Raw genomic sequence first — 19,210 nt, forward strand, 5'->3', positions numbered from 1 at the left:
GGTGTGTCCTGAACGGGGATGATGTGTGCCCGCTTCGTGGGAACCGCCGGGTTTTCCGCTCCGGTGTTATGGCCGTGCAGGTCAGGGGGTTGCCCAAGGCGAGGTAACGAAAGGGTCGCGTCCCGGTCCGGCCGTGGATTAGTGTTCCCTCAGGTCGGAACGCACCACTTGGTCACCATCAGGGTGACGGCGTCCGGTTTCCGTCGCACCCCGCTCGTCAGCAGTCCTCTTCCCAGGAGCGGGGGCCACCGCAGAACGCCCGGCACACCTCCCGCGGTTGTCTCACCGCGTACCGGGACCCCCTACCGCACATCCCCGCACACCTGCCACAGGTGTGTCTTCGGGATGCCCTGCGCTGGTAGACGGGTGTGGGAGAAAGGCAGTCGATCCCTTGACTCGCAACCCCGAACCCGGTTCGCGTGGAAGGCGTCGTGTCGCGACGGTCGGATTCGTCGCCCTCGGCGCGATCGCCCTGTCCTCGGGCGTGGCCCTGGCCGAACCCACCGAGGAGGAGGCGCGGCAGCGCTACGAGGAGCTCCAGGAGGAGCTCTCGGCGCTGAACGAGGCCTTCAACCAGGCCGAGGAGGACCACTCCACCGCCCAGACCGAGCTGGAGGACATCGAGGAGCGCCTGGCGGAGGCGCAGGAGGACCTGGACGCCATGTCCGGCCAGGTCGCCGGGATCGCCCGGGTCGCCTACACCGAGTCCACGCACAGCCTCTTCACGGTGCTGTTCGACAGCTCCCCCGACGCGGCGCTCCAGAACGTCGCCGACCTGAACTTCCTCTCGGAGGGCCAGGAGGTGGTCCTGTCGGACTACGTGGTGGAGGTGGAGCGCGCGGAGGAGCTGCGCGACCAGGCCGCCGCAGCCGAGGAGAGCGCCGCCGAGTCCCTGGCCGGGGCCGAGTCGGCCCAGGAGGAGGGCGAGGCCGCGCTGGAGGAGCAGGCCGCCGTGCTGGAGAGCCTGGGCGGAGTCGACCCGACCGCGGGCGCGGCCGCCGGTGGCGGCGCCGCCACCGGCGGGGACGCGGGCGCGGTGTCCGGGGACGTCCAGGCCGTCCTGGACTTCGCCCGTGCGCAGATCGGCAAGCCCTACGTGTGGGGCGGCACCGGACCCGACGGCTACGACTGCTCCGGTCTGACCCAGGCGGCGTGGGCCCAGGCGGGCGTGAGCCTGCCCCGCACCACCTACGACCAGGTCAACGCGGGCACGCGCATCTCGCGCGACGAGGTCCAGCCGGGCGACCTGCTGTTCTTCTACAGCGAGTCGGCGCCCAGCCACGTCGGGATCTACTCCGGCAACGGCATGATGATCCACGGCTCCAACCCCTCCAAGCCGCTGGAGGAGGTCGCCCTGGCCGCGTACTGGGACGGCGTCTTCACCGGCGCGGTCGGCGTATTCTTCGGCCCATGGGACGACTTCTGTTCAGGGTCGCCGCCGGTCTCGCGGTGGTGATCGCCTTCTTCTGGCTGCTCTCCGTGGTGGTCGGCCTGCTGATCTGGGGCGTGGCGATCGCCCTGGTCGTCGGTGTGGTCGTCCTCGGGGTGCGGATGCTCAGGGCCGAGTCCGGCGGGGCGGGCCGGTAGCCCGCTCTCCGGAGCTGGGGCCGGCGGGTGCGCCGCGCGCCGTGCGCCGTGCGCCGTGCGCCGTGCGCCGTGCGCCGTGCGCCGTGCGCCGTGTGTCGCGCTGCCCCCGCGTCCGGGAGGGCATCCTCCGGGTGATCTGGTGACACATCGGGGAAGGCCGCAGTGGTTCAGGGAAACAGGGTTATAGTGACTCTGTGTCACTGAATAAGCACGTAGGGTCTCATGTTGACGGGGTGTCCCACCGCGGCCGGGTCGAACGGGTCCTCACCCGCGTCTTCCGCAACGACTGGAGTGCGCTGACACCCCCCGAGATCGGCCGCTGGGCCCCCGACCTGAGCGTCAGCGTCGTCATCCCGGCCCGCGGCGGCCAGCGCCGCCTCGACCTCGCCCTGGCGTCCCTGGCGGCCCAGACCTACCCCGAGGACCTGATGGAGGTCGTGGTCGTCGACGACCACTCCTCCCCCCGCCTGCGCCTGCCCCCGCTGCGCCCCGCGCACTGCCGGGTCCTGAACGCCCCCGACGGCGGATGGGGAGCGGGGTACTCCCGCGCCTACGGCGCCCACGCCAGCACCGGCGACATCCTGCTGTGGATGGACGCCGACATGGTCGCCGGCCCCCAGTTCGTCGAGGCCCAGGCCCGCTGGCACCACGTGCACGCCGAGGCCGTCACCCTGGGCCGCGTCCGCTTCGCCGACACCGGCCCTGAGAGCCCGCGGGAGGTCCTGGCCCGCGTCCGCGCCGGAACCCTCCACCAGACCCTGGAGACCGGACGCCGGCACGAGTGGGTCGAACACCTCCTCGCCCGGAGCGACCACCTGCGCGACGCCGACCACCTGGGCTTCCACGCCTACGTCGGCGCGGCGGCGGGCGTACGCCGCAACCTGTACGAGGCCGCCGGGGGAGTGGACCCCGAACTCGACCTCGGCCAGGACACCGAGTTCGGCTACCGGCTCTGGCAGGCGGGCGCCGTCCTGGTGCCCGAGCACGCCGCCACCGCCTGGCACGTGGGACGCGCGGGTACCGCCCGCACCCGGCTGCCCTCCGAGCGCTTCCGCACCGAGGTGCTCGCCGAACTCATGCCCCACCCCCACCTCTACCGCGAACGCGTCCCCGCCCACCGGCGCCGCATCCCCCTCGTCCACGCCGTCGTCGACGTGTCCGGCGCCCCCTACGACCTGGTCCGCGGCTGCGTCGACCGGCTCCTGGACAGCGCCGAGACCGACCTGGCCATCACCCTGGTCGCCGACTGGGAGGGCGCCGGGGACGAGAACGGCGACGCCGGAGACCCCCACCTGGACCTGCGCCTGGTGCAGGCCAACTACCTGCGCGAACCCAGGATCTCCTTCGCGGCCTCCGCGCCCCGCACCGGGTTCCCCTCCCCCTACCTGCTCCAGGTGCCGGTGGCGTGGGGGCTCGGCCAGGTCGCCCTGTCCCGGCTCCTGGCCAGCGCGGAACGCTCCCGCGCCGGTCTCACGGAGCTGTTCTCCGCCACCTCGCCCGCGCGCAACGCCGGGGTGCGCCTGTGGCGCACCCGGGCCCTGGCCCGGGCCCTGCGGGTGCGCGCCGACGGCGAGGACCTGGGCGACGTGGTGGCCGAGCTGCACGGGCGCTACCGCATCCACGCCGGCGAGGAGACGCTCACCGACCTGTCCCTGTACCGCGCGGTGCCGCCACCGCCGCGCACCGAACCCGATCCGCTCACCGCGCCCCGCACCCGCTCGCGCCTGGCCGCCGAACCGTGGAAGCGGGCCGGCGAGGGGGGCGGAAGGGGCGGTCGGAGCCGGTGGGCCGTCGGCGCACTGCTGCGCTCCGTCTCGCGGCGGGCCCTGCGACGGCTCCGGCGCGGCGGGGTGCGGGGCGCCGGCCGGGGGCCGGACCTCTGAGACGGCGGCACCCGCCGCGCGGCCCGGGGAGGGGCTGCGGGGCAGGGTGCCCGGGGGCCGGCCGTGTCCGTGCAGATGGGGGAAGACACCGACGCGGAGACGGGCGGGCCCTCTCGCTCACGGCGGTCCCCGATGTCCCGGGTGACCGAGTGCGACCGTCTTCGTACGTAAGGTACCCGATGTGCGACGCAGAACGGGCGTGCCGCCGAGGCGGCACGCCCGCTCCGTCCGCCCCGGGCCGGGGGCGGGCGTCAGTCCCGCACGCCGACCGCGTCGATCGACTCCAGGAGCTGCTCGCGCAGGCTGTCGTTGACCGGGGTCGACCCGGTCTCGGCGGACGCCGCCTCCTGGCCCTCGGGGCTCACCACGTACCGCAGGAACGCCTTGACGTTCTCCGCCTCGGCCGCGTCCGGGTACTCCTCGCACACGGCCTCGTAGCTCACCAGGACCAGCGGGTAGCTGCCCGACTCGGTCGTGCCGTAGTCCAGGTCCAGGGCCAGGTCGTGCTCGCTGGCGTTGTCCTCGCGGCGCGGGGAGTCGGCGACCACCTGCGCGGCGGCCTCGGGGGAGATCTCCACGAACTCGTCCCCGACCCCGATCTTCGCCGAGGACATCCCGTGCACGTGCGACATCTCCACGTACCCGATCGACCCCTCGGCCCGCTGGACCGTGTCGGCGATACCGCTGTTGCCCTGCGCCGACTCGCGCGGGGTGATCGGCCACTGGCCGCCCGCCTCGTGCGGCCAGGAGTCGGGGGCCGCGCTCCGGAGGTAGTTGGTGAAGTTCTCCGTGGTGCCCGAGTCGTCGGCCCGGTTGACCTGGGTGATCGCCAGGTCGGGGAGGTCCGCGTCGGGGTTGTCCTCGGCGATCTCCGGGTCGTCCCAGCGGGTGATGTCCTGGTTGAAGATCTTCGCGATCGTGTCCGGGCGCAGGTTCAGCGAGTCCACCCCCTCGAGGTTGAACACCACGGCGATGGCCACCACGTACGCGGGCAGGCTGATGGTGTTCGAGCCCCCGCAGCGCTCCATGGCGTCGCCGTTCTCGTCGGCGTCCATCGCGGCGTCGGTCCCGGCGAAGGCCACCGCCCCGTCGATGAACTGGTTGCGGCCACCGCCCGACCCGATCGAGTCGTAGTACACGCGGGCGTCGTCGCACGCCGACTGGTACCCGGCGATCCAGGTCGTCATCGCGTTCTCCTGGGCGCTGGAACCGGCGCCCGACAGACTCCCGGAGAAGCACTCCAGGTCGTCGGGGACCTCCGGAGGGGCGGTTCCCTGGACCGCGTCGTCGCTTCCGCATGCGGTGGTCGCCAGCAGCAGACCGGCCAGCGCGGCCGAGGCCGCTCCCCGGTAGGCGCCGCGGTGGCGCGGGGCGCCGGTCTTGGTGTGCTTGTTGGACGGGAGCACGACTGCTTCTATCCCCTTCGTCGGTGTCGGTGGTCCTGGTGTTCACCGCCGCGGCCGGGTCCCGGCGCGTCGTCGCTGGTGATGGTCCACCGCGGAAGAATTTAACCACCGGTGGACCGACACCCCCAAAGCGCCCCCGTGTGGGATCGGGCTCACCGCCTGCGGTGACGGGCGTGCATGACACGCGGGCGGCGCGGGCACGGGTACGTGCGTGATGAGCACGCACAGCACGCCCACGGCCGCCGCTCCGACGTCAACCTACCGCCTGCAACTGAGCCCCGGGTTCACCCTGGAGGACGCCGCGGGCCTGCTGGACCACCTGGACCGGCTCGGGGTCGGCGCGGTCTACCTCTCACCGATCCTGACCGCAGCCCCCGGATCCCAGCACGGCTACGACGTCGTCGACCCCACCGGGGTCGCGCCCGTGCTGGGCGGCGACGCCGCCCGCGCCGCCCTGGCCGCCAAGGCGCACGAGTCCGGCCTGGGCGTGGTCGTGGACATCGTCCCCAACCACATGTCCGTCGCCCGGCCCGACGCCAACGCCTGGTGGTGGGACCTGCTCGAACACGGCAGGGATTCGGCGTACGCGCGCTGCTTCGACGTCGACTTCGACGCCGGGCCCGTCCTGGTCCCGGTGCTGGCCGACGACGGGGACGGCGGGGCGTCGGCCCTGGGCGACCTCACCGTCGTCGACGGGTGCCTGGCCTACCACGACAAGCGCTACCCCCTGGCCGCGGGCACGCACTCCTCCGGCGACCCGGTCGCGCAGGTCCACGAACGCCAGCACTACCGGCTCGTGTCCTGGCGCCGCGGCGACGCAGAACTCACCTACCGCAGGTTCTTCGACGTCGACGAGCTGGCCGCCGTCCGGGTGGAGGAGCCCGGCGTGTTCGACGCCACCCACGCCGAGATCCTGCGGTGGGCGGAGCTGGGCCAGCTCGACGGGCTGCGGGTGGACCACGTCGACGGGCTCTCCGACCCCGGCGGGTACCTGCGCAGGCTCGCCGAGCGCTTCGGCGGGTGGGTGGTGGTGGAGAAGATCCTCGCCCCCGGGGAGGACCTGCCCCGCTCCTGGCCGGTCGCGGGAACCACCGGCTACGACGCCCTGCGGGAGGTGTGCGGACTGTTCGTCGACCCGTCGGGGGAGCCCGCCTTCACCGACCTGGCGCGGGAGCAGGGCGTGGAGGTGGACGTCGAGGCGCTCGACGAGCGGGCGCGCCACCACGCGGCCACCGACCTGCTGCGCGCGGAGGTGCGTCGCATCGCCGCCCTGCTGCCGACCCGGAACGGGGAGGGAGGGGACACCGACCCCGGCGGGGCGGTGCGACGGCGGGAGCAGTCCGTCGCCGCACTCCTGTGCTCCTTCGACGTCTACCGCTCCTACCTCCCCGAGGGGGAGGCCGACTGGGCGCGTGCGATGGACACCGCCGCCCGGCGGCGCCCCGACCTGGCCCCGGACCTGGAGGCCCTCGACCGGCTGGTCCGCGAGGACCCCACCGGCGAGGCGGCCCGGCGCATCCAGCAGACCAGCGGCATGGTCGTGGCCATGGGGACCGAGAACACCGCGTTCTACCGGGGCACCAGGTTCGCGGCCCTGAACGAGGTGGGAGGGGACCTCTCGCGCTTCGCCGTCGGCCCGCGGGAGTTCCACGCCCGGGCGGCCCTGCGGGAGGCGGCCACCCCCCACACCATGACGGCCCTGTCCACGCACGACACCAAGCGCTCCGAGGACGTGAGGGCCCGCCTGGCCGCCCTGTCCGAGACGCCGCAGGCCTTCACCGGCGCGGTGCGCCGCTGGACCGAGCGGTGCCCGCTGCCCGAGCCCGCGCTCAACCTGCTGGGCTGGCAGACCCTGGTCGGCGCCTGGCCCATCGGGGAGGAGCGCCTGGCCGCGTACCTGCTCAAGGCCGCCCGTGAAGCCCGCCTGGGCACCTCCTGGACTCACCGGGACCCCGACTTCGAGGAGGAGGTGCGCTCATGGCCCGGCCGTGTCCTGGGCGACCCCGCACTGGGTGAGGAGGTCGCCTCGGCGGTGGACTCGGTGCGCGACGCCGGGTGGAGCAACTCCCTGGGGCAGAAGGCCGTGCAGCTGATGGGACCGGGGGTCCCCGACGTCTACCAGGGCACCGAGCTGTGGGACCTGTCCCTGGTCGACCCCGACAACCGCAGGCCCGTGGACCACGGGGCCCGCGCCGACCTGCTCGCCCGTGTGGAGGGCGGGTGGCTGCCTCCGGTGGACACCACCGGCGCGGCCAAACTCCACCTGGTCCGCACCTGCCTGCGCCTGCGCCGGGAGCTGCGCCCCACCGGGTACGTCCCGCTCACCGCGTCCGGCCCGGCCGCGTCCCACGCGGTGGCCTTCGCCCGCGTCTCGCAGGGCGCGGACCACCCCGACGTCGTCGCCGTCGCCACCCGGCTGCCGCTGGGCCTGGCCGGAGCCGGGGGGTGGCGGGACACCGTCCTCGCGCTGCCGTCCGGCCCGGGGGAGTGGACCGACCGGCTCACCGGCCGCGTCGTCGCGCCCGTGCGCACCGACGGCTACACGTGCGCGCCCCTCGCCGGCCTGCTCGACCGCTACCCGGTGGCCGTGCTGGTCCGCCGGTGACGTCCCCCGTGCGGGCCCCGGGGCGGCACGAGGGGCTCCGGGCCCGGCCGGCGTGACGGGATAGGCTGAACGGTGATCATGGCGCACGCGAACACCACACCCCACACCGGCCCCAGGCTGCGGATGCCCGACACCGTCGCGGCGGCCCTGGCCTGCCCCGCCTGCGGAAACCACCTCGAAAGCGACGATCGGGGCCTGGCCTGCGAGGGCGGACACAGCTTCAACGTCGCCCGGGAGGGCTACGCGAGCCTGCTCACCGGCGCCACGCCGCCCGGAACGGGCGACAGCAAGGAGATGGTCGCCGACCGCCTGCGGTTCCAGGAGGCAGGGCACTACGACTTCGTGGGGGACGCGCTCGCCACCGCCCTGCACCGCGAGCTCGGCGCCCCCGCCCCGGTCCTGGTCGACGTCGGCGGCGGAACCGGCCACTACCTGACCCGGGTCCTGGACGCCCTGCCGGGCGCCACGGGGTTGACCGCGGACGTGTCCAAGTGGGCCGCCCGCCGGGCCGCGAGGGCGCACGAGCGCGGCGGCGCCGTCACCGCGGACGCCTGGCGGGGCCTGCCCCTGCGCGCGGGTTCCGCGGACGCCGTGCTCAACGTGTTCGCGCCGCGCAACGCCGCCGAGTTCCACCGGGTGCTGCGCGCCGACGGCGTCCTTCTGGTGGTCGTCCCGGCCGCGGACCACCTGGCCGAACTGCGCTCCCCGCTGGGGCTGCTGGAGGTGGACCCGCGCAAGGACGAGCGCCTGGCCGACTCCCTGCACGGGCACTTCGCGCCGGTCGGCGCCCAGGACCTGCGCGTCGCCATGGAGTTGGCGCACGAGGACGTGGAAACCGTCGTCGGCATGGGCCCCAGCGCCCGCCACATCGGCGCCGACGACCTGCGCGCCCGGGTCGCGGCCCTGCCCGAGCCGTTCACCGTCACCGCGTCGGTGCGCCTGCACACCTACCGCCCGCGGGTGTGAGCGCCCGGTGCCCACCCCGGGACGGACACCGGACAACGTCCCGGGAGGCCGCCCCTCCGATCCGGTGGACCGTGCGGTGCCCGCGGCGGGCCGGCCCCTGCTGGGGGCCTGCGCCGCGTCGTGCGAGCGCAGCCTGGCGGCCTCCCGCACGGCGCACCCGCCCCCGCGGCCGGGTCCGTACCGGGGCGCCGCGCCTCCCACGGGTGGCGCCCCCGGGTGAGGGGTAGACACCCTGCGTGAGCGAACCGGACATCATCCCGACCACGCCCGTCACCCCTGTCACCCCCGGCCTCGGTGTCGACGGGGACTTCGCCGTGTGGGCGCCCCACCTCGAACGCGTCCGCCTGAGCGTGGCCCCCGGGAGAGGCGCCCGGGAACCGGGCGGTTCCGCTCCCCCCGGCGCCGGCGTGCGCGTCGTCCCGATGGAACGGGACGGGGACGGCTGGTGGCGGGCCCAGGTCGGCGGCACCGGTCCGGGCACCGACTACGCCTACCTCCTGGGCGACGACCCCGCGCCACTGCCCGACCCGCGCTCCCTCGAACAGCCGTTCGGCGTGCACGGTCCCAGCCGCGTCCTCGACCACGCCGCCTTCGCCTGGACCGACACCGCCTGGACCGGCCGGGCGCTGCCCGGGGCGGTCGTCTACGAGCTCCACGTGGGCACCTTCACCCCCGAGGGCACCCTCACCGCGGCCATCGGCCGACTGGACCACCTGGTCGACCTGGGCGTCACTCACGTCGAACTGATGCCGGTCAACGCCTTCGACGGCACCCACGGGTGGGGGTACGACGGTGTCCTGTGGGGGGCGGTCCACGCCCCCTACGGAGGCCCCGACGCGCTCAAGTCCCTGGTGGACGCCTGCCACGCCCGGGGCCTGGCCGTCCTCCTCGACGTCGTCTACAACCACCTGGGCCCCTCGGGGGCCTACATGCCCAGGTTCGGCCCCTACTTCTCCGGCGAGAACGCCTGGGGTCCCTCCCTCAACCTGGACGGGCCCGACTCCGACCCGGTCCGCCGCCACGTCCTCGACAACGCCCTGGGCTGGCTGCACCACTACCACCTGGACGGCCTGCGCCTGGACGCCGTCCACGCCCTGCGCGACGACCGGGCCGTCCCCCTGCTGGCCGAACTCGCCGCCGAGGTCGACTCCCTGTCCGCGGCCCTGGGGCGTCCGCTGCCGCTGATCGCCGAGTCCGACCGCAACGACCCGCGCACCGTCCTGCCCCGCGAGGCGGGCGGGCTGGGGATGGCCGCGCAGTGGTCCGACGACCTGCACCACGCCCTGCACGTCGCCATGACGGGAGAGACCCACGGCTACTACGCCGACTTCGCCGACCCCGAGTCGCTGCCCGCCACGCTCAGCGGCGTGTTCTGGCACGCGGGCACCTACTCCTCCTTCCGCCGGCGCACCCACGGCGCTCCCGTGGACACCACCCGGGTGCCCGGGCACCGCTTCCTCGGCTACCTCAGCACCCACGACCAGATCGGCAACCGGGCGCGCGGCGACCGCATGGGCGAACACCTCCCGCCCGGTCTGCTCGTGTGCGGCGCCGCCCTCGTGCTGTGCTCGCCGTTCACGCCCATGATCTTCATGGGCGAGGAGTGGGCCGCCACCACGCCGTGGCCGTTCTTCGCCTCCTTCACCGACCCCGCACTGGTCGAGGGCGTGCGCAACGGCCGCCGCCGCGAGTTCGCCGCACTGGGGTGGTCGGAGGAGGACATCCCCGACCCCATGGACCCGGCCACCCGCGACGGCGCCGTCCTGGACTGGTCCCAGGCCGACGCCGAACCGCACCAGCTGGTCCTGGAGACCTACCGGGCCCTCATCGCGCTGCGCCGCTCCGAACCGGAGCTGTCCGACTCCCGGCTGGACCGCTTCGCGGTGGTCGCCGACGCGGACGGCCGCCGGATGGTCCTGGTCCGGGGCGACCTGCGGGTGGTGGTCAACCTGGACCCGGGCGACGCCGACGTGGAACTGGACGCGGCCCCCCGCGAACTCCTGCTCGCCAACGGCTACCCCAAGGTGTCCGGGACCACCGTCGCGGTGCCGGGGGAGTGCTTCGCGGTCCTGAGGGTGTGACGCGCGCACCGCCCGTGGCCCCGGGCGGTCACCGCCGTCCCGGAGGCGCCTTCCCGCGGACGGCCGGTGCCCGATGCGTTCTGTCACCACAGCCCTCTAACCTGACCTTTCCGACGGCCGGGGTCCGGCACACGAGACAGAGGGGACCACCATGGGCGAAGCCGACTGGAGGCTCGGCCGCAGGTTCGAGGCGCACAACGGGACGGTCCACTGGGACAGGTTCGGAGAGGGGGACCCCGTCGTGCTCATGCACGGCACCCCGTTCTCGTCCTATGTCTGGCGCCACGTCGCCCGCGCCCTCAGCGGCAGGTACACCGTCCACGTGTGGGACATGCCCGGCTACGGCGCCTCCGCCAAGTACGAGGGACAGGACGTGTCCCTGCCCGCCCAGCAGGCCGCCTTCACCGCCCTCCTCGCACACTGGGGGCTGGAGCGGCCCGCCGTGGTGGCCCACGACTTCGGCGGCGCGGTCGCCCTGCGCGCGGCCGTGCTCGACGGGGTCGCCTACGAACGGCTAGCCCTGGTGGACGCCGTCAGCGTGCGCCCCTGGGGCAGTGACTTCTTCCGCCTGGTCAACGCCAACGCCGACGTGTTCGCGGCGCTGCCCCCGTACCTGCACGAGGCGCTGGTGCGCACCTACATCGCCTCGGCCGCCCACCGCGAACTGCGCACGGAGACCCTGGACGCGCTCGTGCGCCCCTGGCTGGGGGAGGACGGCCGGCCCGCCTTCTACCGGCAGATCGCGCAGGCGGACGAGCGCTACACCGCCGAGGTCGAGGACGGGTACGCCCGTCTCGACCAGCCCACCCTGGTGGTGTGGGGCCGCGAGGACACCTGGCTGCCCCTGGAGCGGGGGGAGCGGCTGGCCGCGGCGATCCCCGGGGCGGGGCTCCACCCCGTCGACGGCGCCGGGCACCTGGTCCAGGAGGACGCGCCTGCCGAACTCGTCGCGGCCCTCCTGTCCTTCCTGCACTGAGCCCCGGACGGACACTGCGCCGCGCCCGCTCCCCTGCGGCCCGGACGGGAGCGGCACGGCGCAGGCCCCGGGACGGTGCTAGCCGTCCAGCACGTCGAACACCTCCAGCCACTGGCCCGGGGTGACGAAGCCGACGGGGGCGCTCCGGGTGATCCCGGCCCTCTCCAGGGCGCGGTCCACGCGGCGGGCCGGGTAGGTCCGGCGCAGCGACGCGCCCAGTGAGCCGCCCGCCCCGCCGAACCCGAGCTCCACCATGCGCCGGTAGCCGCCCATCCGCCCCGGGTCGACCAGGGGCGTCCGGCGGCGGCGCAGGACCAGAAGACCGGCGTCGACCCGGGGCACCGGGCGGAACCGGTGGCGTTCGATCCGCCCGGCCAGGGACCACGACCACTCCGGCCACGTGCTGACGGTCAGCAGGCTCCACCGCCCGAACCCGCCGGTGCGCTTGCGCGCGTACTCCAGCTGGGTGACGAGCGTGGCGGAGGTCAGGCGCGGCGCCGCCAGGCACCAGCGCACGATGTCGGCGGTGCGCGCGTAGGGGATGTTGCCGACGACGGCGAAGTCCTCGCGCGGGGGCCGCACGCGCGTGAAGTCGGCCCGCGTGACGCGGACACCCCGTTCGGGGTCGCGGTAGCGGTCCGCCAGGCGCTCGGCCAGGCGGGGGTCGATCTCGTAGGCCAGGACCCGGCGCGCCGCCGGGGCCAGGAACCGGGTGATGGCGCCCTCGCCGGGGCCCACCTCCACCACCAGGTCCCGGGGTCCCACCCCGGCCACCCGCACCACGTGGCGGGCCGCCCCGGGGTCGGCGAGGAAGTTCTGGGACAGGCGGCGCCGGTTGTCGGCGGCGTTCGTGCGCGAGGGTCGTTCGGTACGTGCCACAGGAAGGTCCGTTCCGGCCACGCGTGGTGGCGGACGAGGACGGGCAGCACGAACGGGCACACCTGGCGGCATGCGGAAGAAGGGGTCCGGGCAGCCCGTCCGTGGGAAAGGGGACGCGACTGGGCCTGGACCGGTGGGCCACACGGGGACAGCCGCCCGTGCTCGGGCACAGCCGTCGCCGCTGGGCGGCACGGCGGGGCCCGCTGGGCGGGGTGACACGTACGGGAAACGCGGCCGCCGACGCCGGTCCCTCGCGGGGACCGTGGCGGCCGGAGTCCGGCCTACCGGTGCAGGCGTGCGGACCGGAGGCGTTCGGCGTACGGGTGGGCGTTCACCGTCCGGGCGAGGGCCCGGCCGAAGATCGCGTGGAAGCAGCACATGGCATGCACCGTAGGAGTCCGGTCAGGGAGGCGCAAGGGGTTTTCCGCCGGGGCGCCGGGCGCCGTCACCGGACGGCCCCGTGCGTGCGGCCCGGTGCACGGCACCGCGGGTACGACCGGAGGGGCTGCCCCCGGTGCGCGCCGCGGTCCCGCCCTCCGGCGCCCGTGCGGCCCCGGGCGTCGTGGCGCCGAGCGGTGTCCCCGCGTGGACCAGCGCCCCTTCCGGGTCTGCCGCCCCCGCCCCGCCCGGCGCCCCCGGGCACAGGTGACGCCCCCGCCCCGCCTCGGACACGGTCCGGCGGGACGCACCCGGTTCCCGCACCGGGTGCGGGAAAAAGGTTCGCGGCCGGGGATCCGGTCGCGCCATACTCACGGCCATGCCTGATTTCGCTCACTTCGACACCCGCCACTACCGCACGGTGGACACGGCCACCGGCTACGACGGCTGGTCGGCCACCTACGAGGACACGGTCCTGGACGCCATGGACCTCGCCCTGCTCGACGGTCTCACCACCCCGGACTGGCCCGCCCTGGGACGCGCCGCCGACCTGGGCTGCGGAACCGGACGCACCGGCTCATGGCTGCGGGGGCGCGGGGTCGCGCACATCGACGGCGTCGACCTCAGCGCGGGGATGCTGGAGCTGGCGGAAGAGCGCGGCGCCCACGACACCCTGACGCGGGGCGACGTGCGCGACACCGGTCTGCCGGGGAACTCCTACGACCTGGCCATCGCCTCGCTCATCGACGAGCACCTGCCCGACCTCACGCCCTTCTACACCGAGGCCCGGCGGCTGACACGTCCGGGCGGTTCCTGCGTCCTGGTCGCCTTCCACCCGCAGTTCCTGATGGTCTCCGGGATGCCGACCCACTACACCGACACCTCCGGCGAGGACATCGCCATCGCGACCCACGTCCACCTCATCAGCGACCACGTGCGCGCCGCGACGGCCGCGGGGTGGACCCTGGCCGAGCTGTCCGAGGCCACCGTGGACGACGGGTGGGTGGCGGCCAAGCCCACGTGGGAGAGGTTCCGGGGGCACCCGGTCTCGGCCGCCTTCGTCTGGACCAGGCCCGCCTGACCCCCGGGCCGCCCGCGCGGGGCCGGCGCCGCGCGGTCAGGGCCCGGCGGGCTCCCCGGGACCGGTCAGCGCCGCCAGCCACACCGCGCGGTGGCGCTCCACGTAGTCGGCGGCCGGGCCCCAGTGGTCCGCGTGCCCCTCGGCGTGCAGCCGCGCCCACGGCTGCGCGCCCGTCCGGGAGCCCTCCACCAGCAGTGCGTACATGCCGCGCACCCGGTGCAGGATCGCGTCGGGCAGCTCCCGGCGCTGGGCGTCGTCACAGCCGTAGCCGTCGGCCAGTGCGCGGAGCCGGCGCGCGTCCGCCTCCGGGGCCCCTCCCGCGTGCAGCGGGACGAACCCGTGCGCCGCGTACCCCAGGTCGCCCATCCGGGTGCCCGGCCCCGCCCCGTCCCAGTCGATGAACGTCCAGGCTTCGCCGTCGCGCACCAGGTTCCACGGCGCCAGGTCGTAGTGGCAGACGACCTCCTCGCGTGGGTCGGGGGTCGCGATGTCCCACTGCGGCTCCTCCGGGGGACGGAAGTCGGCGGTGAGGTCGTGGAGCCGCCGGATGATGCCGCCCAGCCGGCGGAGTTCGGCCCCGGTCAGGGGCGGCAGCGTGTCGGACATCCGGCCGGGATGGTAGCGGAGCACCTGCCGTCCCTGCGAGTCCGCGCCGAAGGAGGCCACGGAGGCCTCGAAGGAGCACCGGCGCAGGTGGTCGAGCAGGAACATCACCGAGCGGGACGACCGCGTCCACGGTTTGCGCACGGTCCGTCCCACGCGCACGACCACGTCGGCGACGTTGCCGCCCTCCAGGGGCTCCTCGTACGGTTCACGGCGAGCTGGGTCCGTCATCGCAGCAGTATCACCGGAATCGCTCCGGGACGCAGGTGGTTTCCCCCGGTCCCGTGGGCAGGGCCCGGGCGGTCGGCACGGCGGTCACCGCCCGCCCGGCCCGGGCCGGTCCTCGGCGGGCCCGTGCTCGACGGAGGCCAGGGCCGCGTCGCTCAGGGTGAACTGCCACAGGTACAGGACCAGGATCAGCGCCCCCATACCCGCGAACACGGCGGTCAGGCCGAAGAACTGCGCGATCAGTCCGCCGGTGACGGCGCCCAGCGGCATGGTGCCCCAGGCCAGCAGCCGGTAGGCGCTGTTGAGCCGCCCGAGCAGGTGGTCGGGGGTGATCCGCTGGCGCAGCGACACGGTGATCACGTTCCACACCGACATGCCCAGCCCGCCGACGAAGAAGCCCGCGCCGACCAGGAACGGGTCGGCGGTCAGCGCCGGAACGGCCACGATGCCGGTGAACGTGAGCGTGCTCCACCTCAGCGCCCGCACCCGGCCCAGCAGCCGCTCGATCCGCTCCGCGGCCAGGGCGCCCACCACGCTGCCCGCCGCGGTGGCGGTCAGCAGCAGACCGTAGGCGGGCTCGGACAGGCCCATGGGCGAGGCGGGGCCGACGGCGAACAGCACCAGGACGGTGAACGTCGCGTTGCCGGCGAAGTTGCTCAGGCCCACCATCGCCGCGAACCTCCTCAGGATCCGGTGGCCCCACAGGAACCGGAGCCCCTCGGCGATGTCCTCGCGCATCCGGGTGGGCGCGTCCCGCTCGATCCGGAAGGGCCCGCGCACCAGCAGCAGCGCCCCCGCCGCGACCAGCCACAGCGCGGCCGGCGCCACGAACGACGCCGCCGCGCCGAGGGTCACCAGCAGGCCTCCCAGGGGCGGGCCGACGAACTGGTTCGCGCTCAGTTCGGCGGCGTACAGGCGCCCGTTGGCGCGGGAGAGCTGATGGCGGCCGACCACCTGCGGCAGGATCGACTGGGCCGAGGTGTCGTACACGGTCTCGGTGGTCCCGATGCCCAGGGCCACCGCGTAGAGGAGCCAGATCGACCCCAGGTCGAGGGCCAGGGCCAGGGCGAGCGCGCCGAGCAGCAGGCCCCGCGCCGTGTTGGCGCCGAGCATGAGCCGGCGGCGGTCGAACCGGTCGGCGACGGCTCCGGCCGGGAGCGAGAACAGCAGCCACGGCACGGTCAGCGCGAACACCACGCCCGCGATCAGGGTGGGGGAGTCGGTGAAGCGCAGCGCGACCAGGGGCAGCGCGACCTTCAGGACCCCGTCGGCGAGGTTGGAGAGACCGGAGGAGGTCCACAGGGTCCAGAACCGGGTGCCGAGGCGCGTGTCCCCGGTGTCCGGACCGGGGTCGGGAGGGCCTTCGGGGCGGGGGGTCGTTTCCGTCATGGAGCGAGACTGGCAGATCGATTGAGAGAACTCAATCGATCTGTCGGTTGTCGATCATTGCTAGGCTGGCCGCCATGGGTGAACACGCGGACGGAGCGGGCGCACGACCCCCCGCGCGCAGGCGGCGGGCGGCCACGGCCCAGGAGGTCAAGGCCCTCTCCCACCCGCTGCGGATCCGCATCCTGCGGCTGTGCGTGGTACGGGAGTTCACCAACAAGGAGCTCGCCGACCGGCTCGACACCACCCCCGGCACGGTGCTCTACCACGTCCGCCTGCTCGTGGACGCCGGCCTGCTCCTTCCCGCGCCCGTGCGCACCGGCGCCAGTGGAGCACTGGAGAAGCCCTACCGCGCCACGGGGGAGTCCTGGTGGCTGGACGGGCCGCTGCGCGAGGTCGGGGAGGGGGCGGCAGCCGCGCCGGTGCGGGCCCTCCAGCAGGAACTGGACGAGGCCGGGCCGGCGTCGCTCCGCTCCTACTCGCGGTTCGTGCTGCACCTGTCCGACGAGGAGATCGCCGAGCTCGACCGCCGTATCCTCGCCGTCCTGGACGAGTACGTGGCCACCGACCACGAGCGCCGGGACAGGCCCGCCTACGGTGGCGCGTTCCTGCTGCACAGCATCACCGACGGGGACCCCGCCGCGGACGGGTGAGCCGCCCGCGGCGCGTGCCGGGGATCCGGCTCCGCCGCCCCGGGCGGGACCGGTGGGCGCCGGGATCCCGGCGCCGCGTCACCCGTACTGGTAGAAGAGGAACACCGTCAGGGCGATCAGCGCGATCGCCACCAGTACCGCCGCGGTGATCTTGACCGCGGAGTAGGGGCGCTCGCCCTGCACCTCCCCCGTGCAGCCGTTCACCACGATCTGCCAGCTCCGGCCGCCGTGCAGGTAGGCGCCCGCCCACACCGGCAGCAGCACCAGCTTGCCCGTGACCCGCGAGTACGCCGTCGACACCGACGCCACCCGCTGCTCGTCACCGCCGATGTCGCGGCGGCAGTCGCCCTCGATGGTGCCCGCCATGATCTGCTTGGCGTTCTCCAGGCCCTGCTCCGGCTCCACGTCGTAGCGCAGCGCCTCGTGCCCGGCCAGGTACTCGTGCGCGTAGGGGCGGGCCGCCTGCAGCGGCCAGGGCTGGAGCCTCTCCACCCTCTCCGGGGCCAGCTGGGTGGTGCCGTTGACCAGCACGTCGTCGAAGAACCTCGACACCCGGCCGCTCGCCGGGTACCAGCGCGTCTTGCGCACCTGCCGGGTCTGCGTGACGGTCTTGCCGTTCTGCTGGGTCGTGTACGTCTCGGTCACCCAGTAGTGCTCGCCCCGCTGCCCCCGGTAGTCCGAGACCGTCTGCGCGTCGAACGTCCAGTGCGGCAGGTAGGTGCTCTTGAACCGCTCGGCCTCGTCGACCTCCTTGAGGCTGTTGGGCGCGAACCAGCGGCTGCGCGCCCACGTGCCCAGCGCCTCGCGGGCGGCCGGGCGGTCCACCGCGAACGGCAGCACCGCCTCGGGGACGACCTGGGTGTCCGCGGAGTCGTCGGCGACCAGGGGCGCCGTGCAGAACTGGCAGGACCGCGCCAGGTGGTCGCCCTGCACGTGCGCACCGCAGCCCCGGCACACGAACCGGTACTCGGCCACCTGCGCGGCCGGTCGGCGCGTGAACAGGGATCTGATGTCGTGCTCGCGGATCCGGCGGGTGGCCGTCGGAACGCCCTCCTCGCTGCCGCAGTAGGGGCAGCGCATGCGGTCGGCTCCCGCGGCGAACTCCAGGCGGGCCCCGCACGCCCCGCAGGGGAACTCGCGGGGGGCCGCCGAGGGCGGGGGGAGGGTGGGGTCGGTCATGGCGGCCTTGTGTGCGCGGGGGAGGAGGGAGGCGGGGCGGCGGGGGCCGCTCGGGAGGGCGCCCGCCGCCCGGGGGCGGGGACGGCTCAGGCGGGGGGCATGGGCGGGGGCGTCGCGGGGAACAGCCCGGCCAGTTCCGGGACCTGCCGGGCCTGGGCCCACTGCGCCATGCCCGCCTTCCAGACCAGTGTGTCCGGGGTGAGCCGGCCGCCGCCGGCCTGCTGGGCGAGCCCGGCACGGTCGAAGGGGCCCTGCTGCCGGCCGTCGAACCCGACGAACCACTCGGGTTGGGCGGGCAGGGGCGGGGGACCCGCCGGAGCCTGCTGGGGGGCCTGCTGCGCCGGGGGCTGCTGGTGCTGCTGGGGGTTCATGCTCTGCGCCATCTGCTGGGCGGCGGCCAGCCCCATCCCCATACCCATGGCCTCGCCCATTCCGCTGCCGGGGGTCGTGGCGGCGTCGCCGACCGCGGTCGCGGTCTGGAACCGGGAGTACTGGTCCATGTCGCCGAGCACACCCATCTGGGTGCGCTTGTCCAGGGCCTTCTCCACCTCGGGCGGCAGGGTGATGCTCTCGACGTTGAAGTGGGGGATCTCCAGGCCCACCGACGCCATGTCCCCGGTCAGCGCCGTCGCCATGCGCCGGCCCAGGTCGTGCTGGTGGATCGCCAGCTCCAGCACCGGCACGTCCCGCGCGGCCGTGGCCAGGGCGCTCCCCAGACGGCTGGTGACCATCTGCCGCAGGTACCCCTGCACCTCCTCGGTGCGGAACTGCGGATCGGTGCCGACCAGCTCGGAGACGAAGCGGGGCGGGTCGACCACCCGCACCGAGTACCCGCCGAAGGCGCGCAGCCGCACCGGGCCGAACTCCGGGTCGCGCACCATCACGGGGTTCTGGGTCCCCCACTTGAAATCAGTGAACTGCCGGACGTTGACGAAGTACACCTCCGCCTTGAACGGCGAGTCGAACCCGTACTTCCAGCCCTTGAGAGTGGTCAGGATCGGGATGTTGCGCGTCTCCAGGGTGTAGGTCCCCGGCGCGAACACGTCGGCGATCCTGCCCTCGTTGACGAACACCGCGATCTGCGACTCGCGCACCACCAGCTGGGCGCCCATCTTGATCTCGTTGTCGTGTCGGGGAAACCGCCACACGATGGTGTCGCGTGTGTCGTCGGTCCACTCGATGATGTCGACGAGCTCGCCACGGATGGCGTCGAACAGTCCCACGTGCCCCTCCTGAGTCCCTGGTTGTCACCAGGTTCGACGCATGCCCCGTCCGCGTAGTTCCAGGGTGTTCGCGGTTTTCGCCGTCGACGCGGGCGC

General features: G+C 74.3%; 15 protein-coding genes. 9 read left to right on the forward strand and 6 right to left on the reverse strand.

Annotated features, from left to right (window positions below):
* The first annotated feature begins 391 nt into the window (after positions 1-391).
* From Q8791_RS22705 to Q8791_RS22715, 3 genes are all read left to right on the forward strand, one after another.
* Positions 392-1,456 carry a C40 family peptidase gene (locus tag Q8791_RS22705; protein ID WP_330093798.1) on the forward strand — a complete coding sequence of 355 codons (1,065 nt, stop codon included), beginning with the start codon at positions 392-394 and terminating at the stop codon, positions 1,454-1,456.
* Positions 1,411-1,587 (forward strand): hypothetical protein, encoded by a 177-nt coding sequence (locus tag Q8791_RS22710; RefSeq protein ID WP_330093799.1) that lies wholly within the window; start codon positions 1,411-1,413, stop codon positions 1,585-1,587. The genes Q8791_RS22705 and Q8791_RS22710 overlap by 46 nt, the downstream gene beginning before the upstream one ends.
* A 233-nt stretch (positions 1,588-1,820) precedes the next feature.
* A complete protein-coding gene (locus tag Q8791_RS22715; RefSeq protein WP_330093800.1) occupies positions 1,821-3,470 on the forward strand; it encodes a glycosyltransferase in 1,650 nt (549 codons plus the stop codon).
* A gap of 251 nt (positions 3,471-3,721) precedes the next feature.
* Here the strand turns inward: Q8791_RS22715 and pstS are convergent, their stop codons facing one another.
* Positions 3,722-4,876: a phosphate ABC transporter substrate-binding protein PstS gene (gene pstS / locus Q8791_RS22720; protein WP_330093801.1), complete on the reverse strand. Its 1,155-nt coding sequence runs from the start codon at positions 4,874-4,876 to the stop codon at positions 3,722-3,724.
* Positions 4,877-5,090: 214 nt separating this feature from the next.
* Between pstS and treY the strand changes: the two genes are divergently transcribed.
* The 4 genes from treY (at position 5,091) to Q8791_RS22740 (ending at position 11,504) form a co-directional block, all read left to right on the forward strand.
* Positions 5,091-7,481, forward strand: coding sequence for a malto-oligosyltrehalose synthase (gene treY / locus Q8791_RS22725; protein ID WP_330093802.1), 2,391 nt, complete (start codon positions 5,091-5,093; stop codon positions 7,479-7,481).
* 78 nt (positions 7,482-7,559) lie between these two features.
* Positions 7,560-8,447 carry a putative RNA methyltransferase gene (locus Q8791_RS22730; protein ID WP_330093803.1) on the forward strand — a complete coding sequence of 296 codons (888 nt, stop codon included), beginning with the start codon at positions 7,560-7,562 and terminating at the stop codon, positions 8,445-8,447.
* 236 nt (positions 8,448-8,683) lie between these two features.
* Positions 8,684-10,528 (forward strand): malto-oligosyltrehalose trehalohydrolase, encoded by a 1,845-nt coding sequence (treZ, locus tag Q8791_RS22735; protein ID WP_330093804.1) that lies wholly within the window; start codon positions 8,684-8,686, stop codon positions 10,526-10,528.
* 151 nt (positions 10,529-10,679) lie between these two features.
* Positions 10,680-11,504: an alpha/beta fold hydrolase gene (locus tag Q8791_RS22740; RefSeq protein ID WP_330093805.1), complete on the forward strand. Its 825-nt coding sequence runs from the start codon at positions 10,680-10,682 to the stop codon at positions 11,502-11,504.
* Positions 11,505-11,582: 78 nt separating this feature from the next.
* On the opposite strand, the gene erm is transcribed toward Q8791_RS22740, so the two are convergent.
* Positions 11,583-12,383 (reverse strand): ErmE/ErmH/ErmO/ErmR family 23S rRNA (adenine(2058)-N(6))-methyltransferase, encoded by an 801-nt coding sequence (gene erm / locus Q8791_RS22745; protein ID WP_330093806.1) that lies wholly within the window; start codon positions 12,381-12,383, stop codon positions 11,583-11,585.
* 757 nt (positions 12,384-13,140) lie between these two features.
* Between erm and Q8791_RS22750 the strand changes: the two genes are divergently transcribed.
* Positions 13,141-13,842 (forward strand): class I SAM-dependent DNA methyltransferase, encoded by a 702-nt coding sequence (locus Q8791_RS22750; protein ID WP_330093807.1) that lies wholly within the window; start codon positions 13,141-13,143, stop codon positions 13,840-13,842.
* A gap of 36 nt (positions 13,843-13,878) precedes the next feature.
* Here Q8791_RS22750 and Q8791_RS22755 read toward each other — a convergent pair whose 3' ends face one another.
* Together Q8791_RS22755 and Q8791_RS22760 are read right to left on the reverse strand one after the other, a co-directional pair.
* Positions 13,879-14,676, reverse strand: a complete 798-nt coding sequence (locus Q8791_RS22755; protein ID WP_330093808.1) for a phosphotransferase enzyme family protein — start codon at positions 14,674-14,676, stop codon at positions 13,879-13,881.
* Between the two features lie 84 nt (positions 14,677-14,760).
* A complete protein-coding gene (locus Q8791_RS22760; RefSeq protein WP_330093809.1) occupies positions 14,761-16,062 on the reverse strand; it encodes an MFS transporter in 1,302 nt (433 codons plus the stop codon).
* A 74-nt stretch (positions 16,063-16,136) separates the two neighbouring features.
* Between Q8791_RS22760 and Q8791_RS22765 the strand changes: the two genes are divergently transcribed.
* Positions 16,137-16,712, forward strand: a complete 576-nt coding sequence (locus tag Q8791_RS22765) for an ArsR/SmtB family transcription factor (RefSeq protein WP_330093810.1) — start codon at positions 16,137-16,139, stop codon at positions 16,710-16,712.
* A gap of 78 nt (positions 16,713-16,790) precedes the next feature.
* Here Q8791_RS22765 and Q8791_RS22770 read toward each other — a convergent pair whose 3' ends face one another.
* Both Q8791_RS22770 and Q8791_RS22775 read right to left on the reverse strand, forming a co-directional pair.
* A complete protein-coding gene (locus tag Q8791_RS22770; RefSeq protein ID WP_330093811.1) occupies positions 16,791-17,891 on the reverse strand; it encodes a hypothetical protein in 1,101 nt (366 codons plus the stop codon).
* Between the two features lie 86 nt (positions 17,892-17,977).
* A complete protein-coding gene (locus tag Q8791_RS22775; RefSeq protein ID WP_330093812.1) occupies positions 17,978-19,114 on the reverse strand; it encodes an SPFH domain-containing protein in 1,137 nt (378 codons plus the stop codon).
* Between the last annotated feature and the right edge of the window lie 96 nt (positions 19,115-19,210).

Origin of the sequence: Nocardiopsis codii (genome assembly GCF_036327455.1) — a bacterium.
Classification (GTDB): Bacteria; Actinomycetota; Actinomycetes; order Streptosporangiales; family Streptosporangiaceae; genus Nocardiopsis; species Nocardiopsis codii.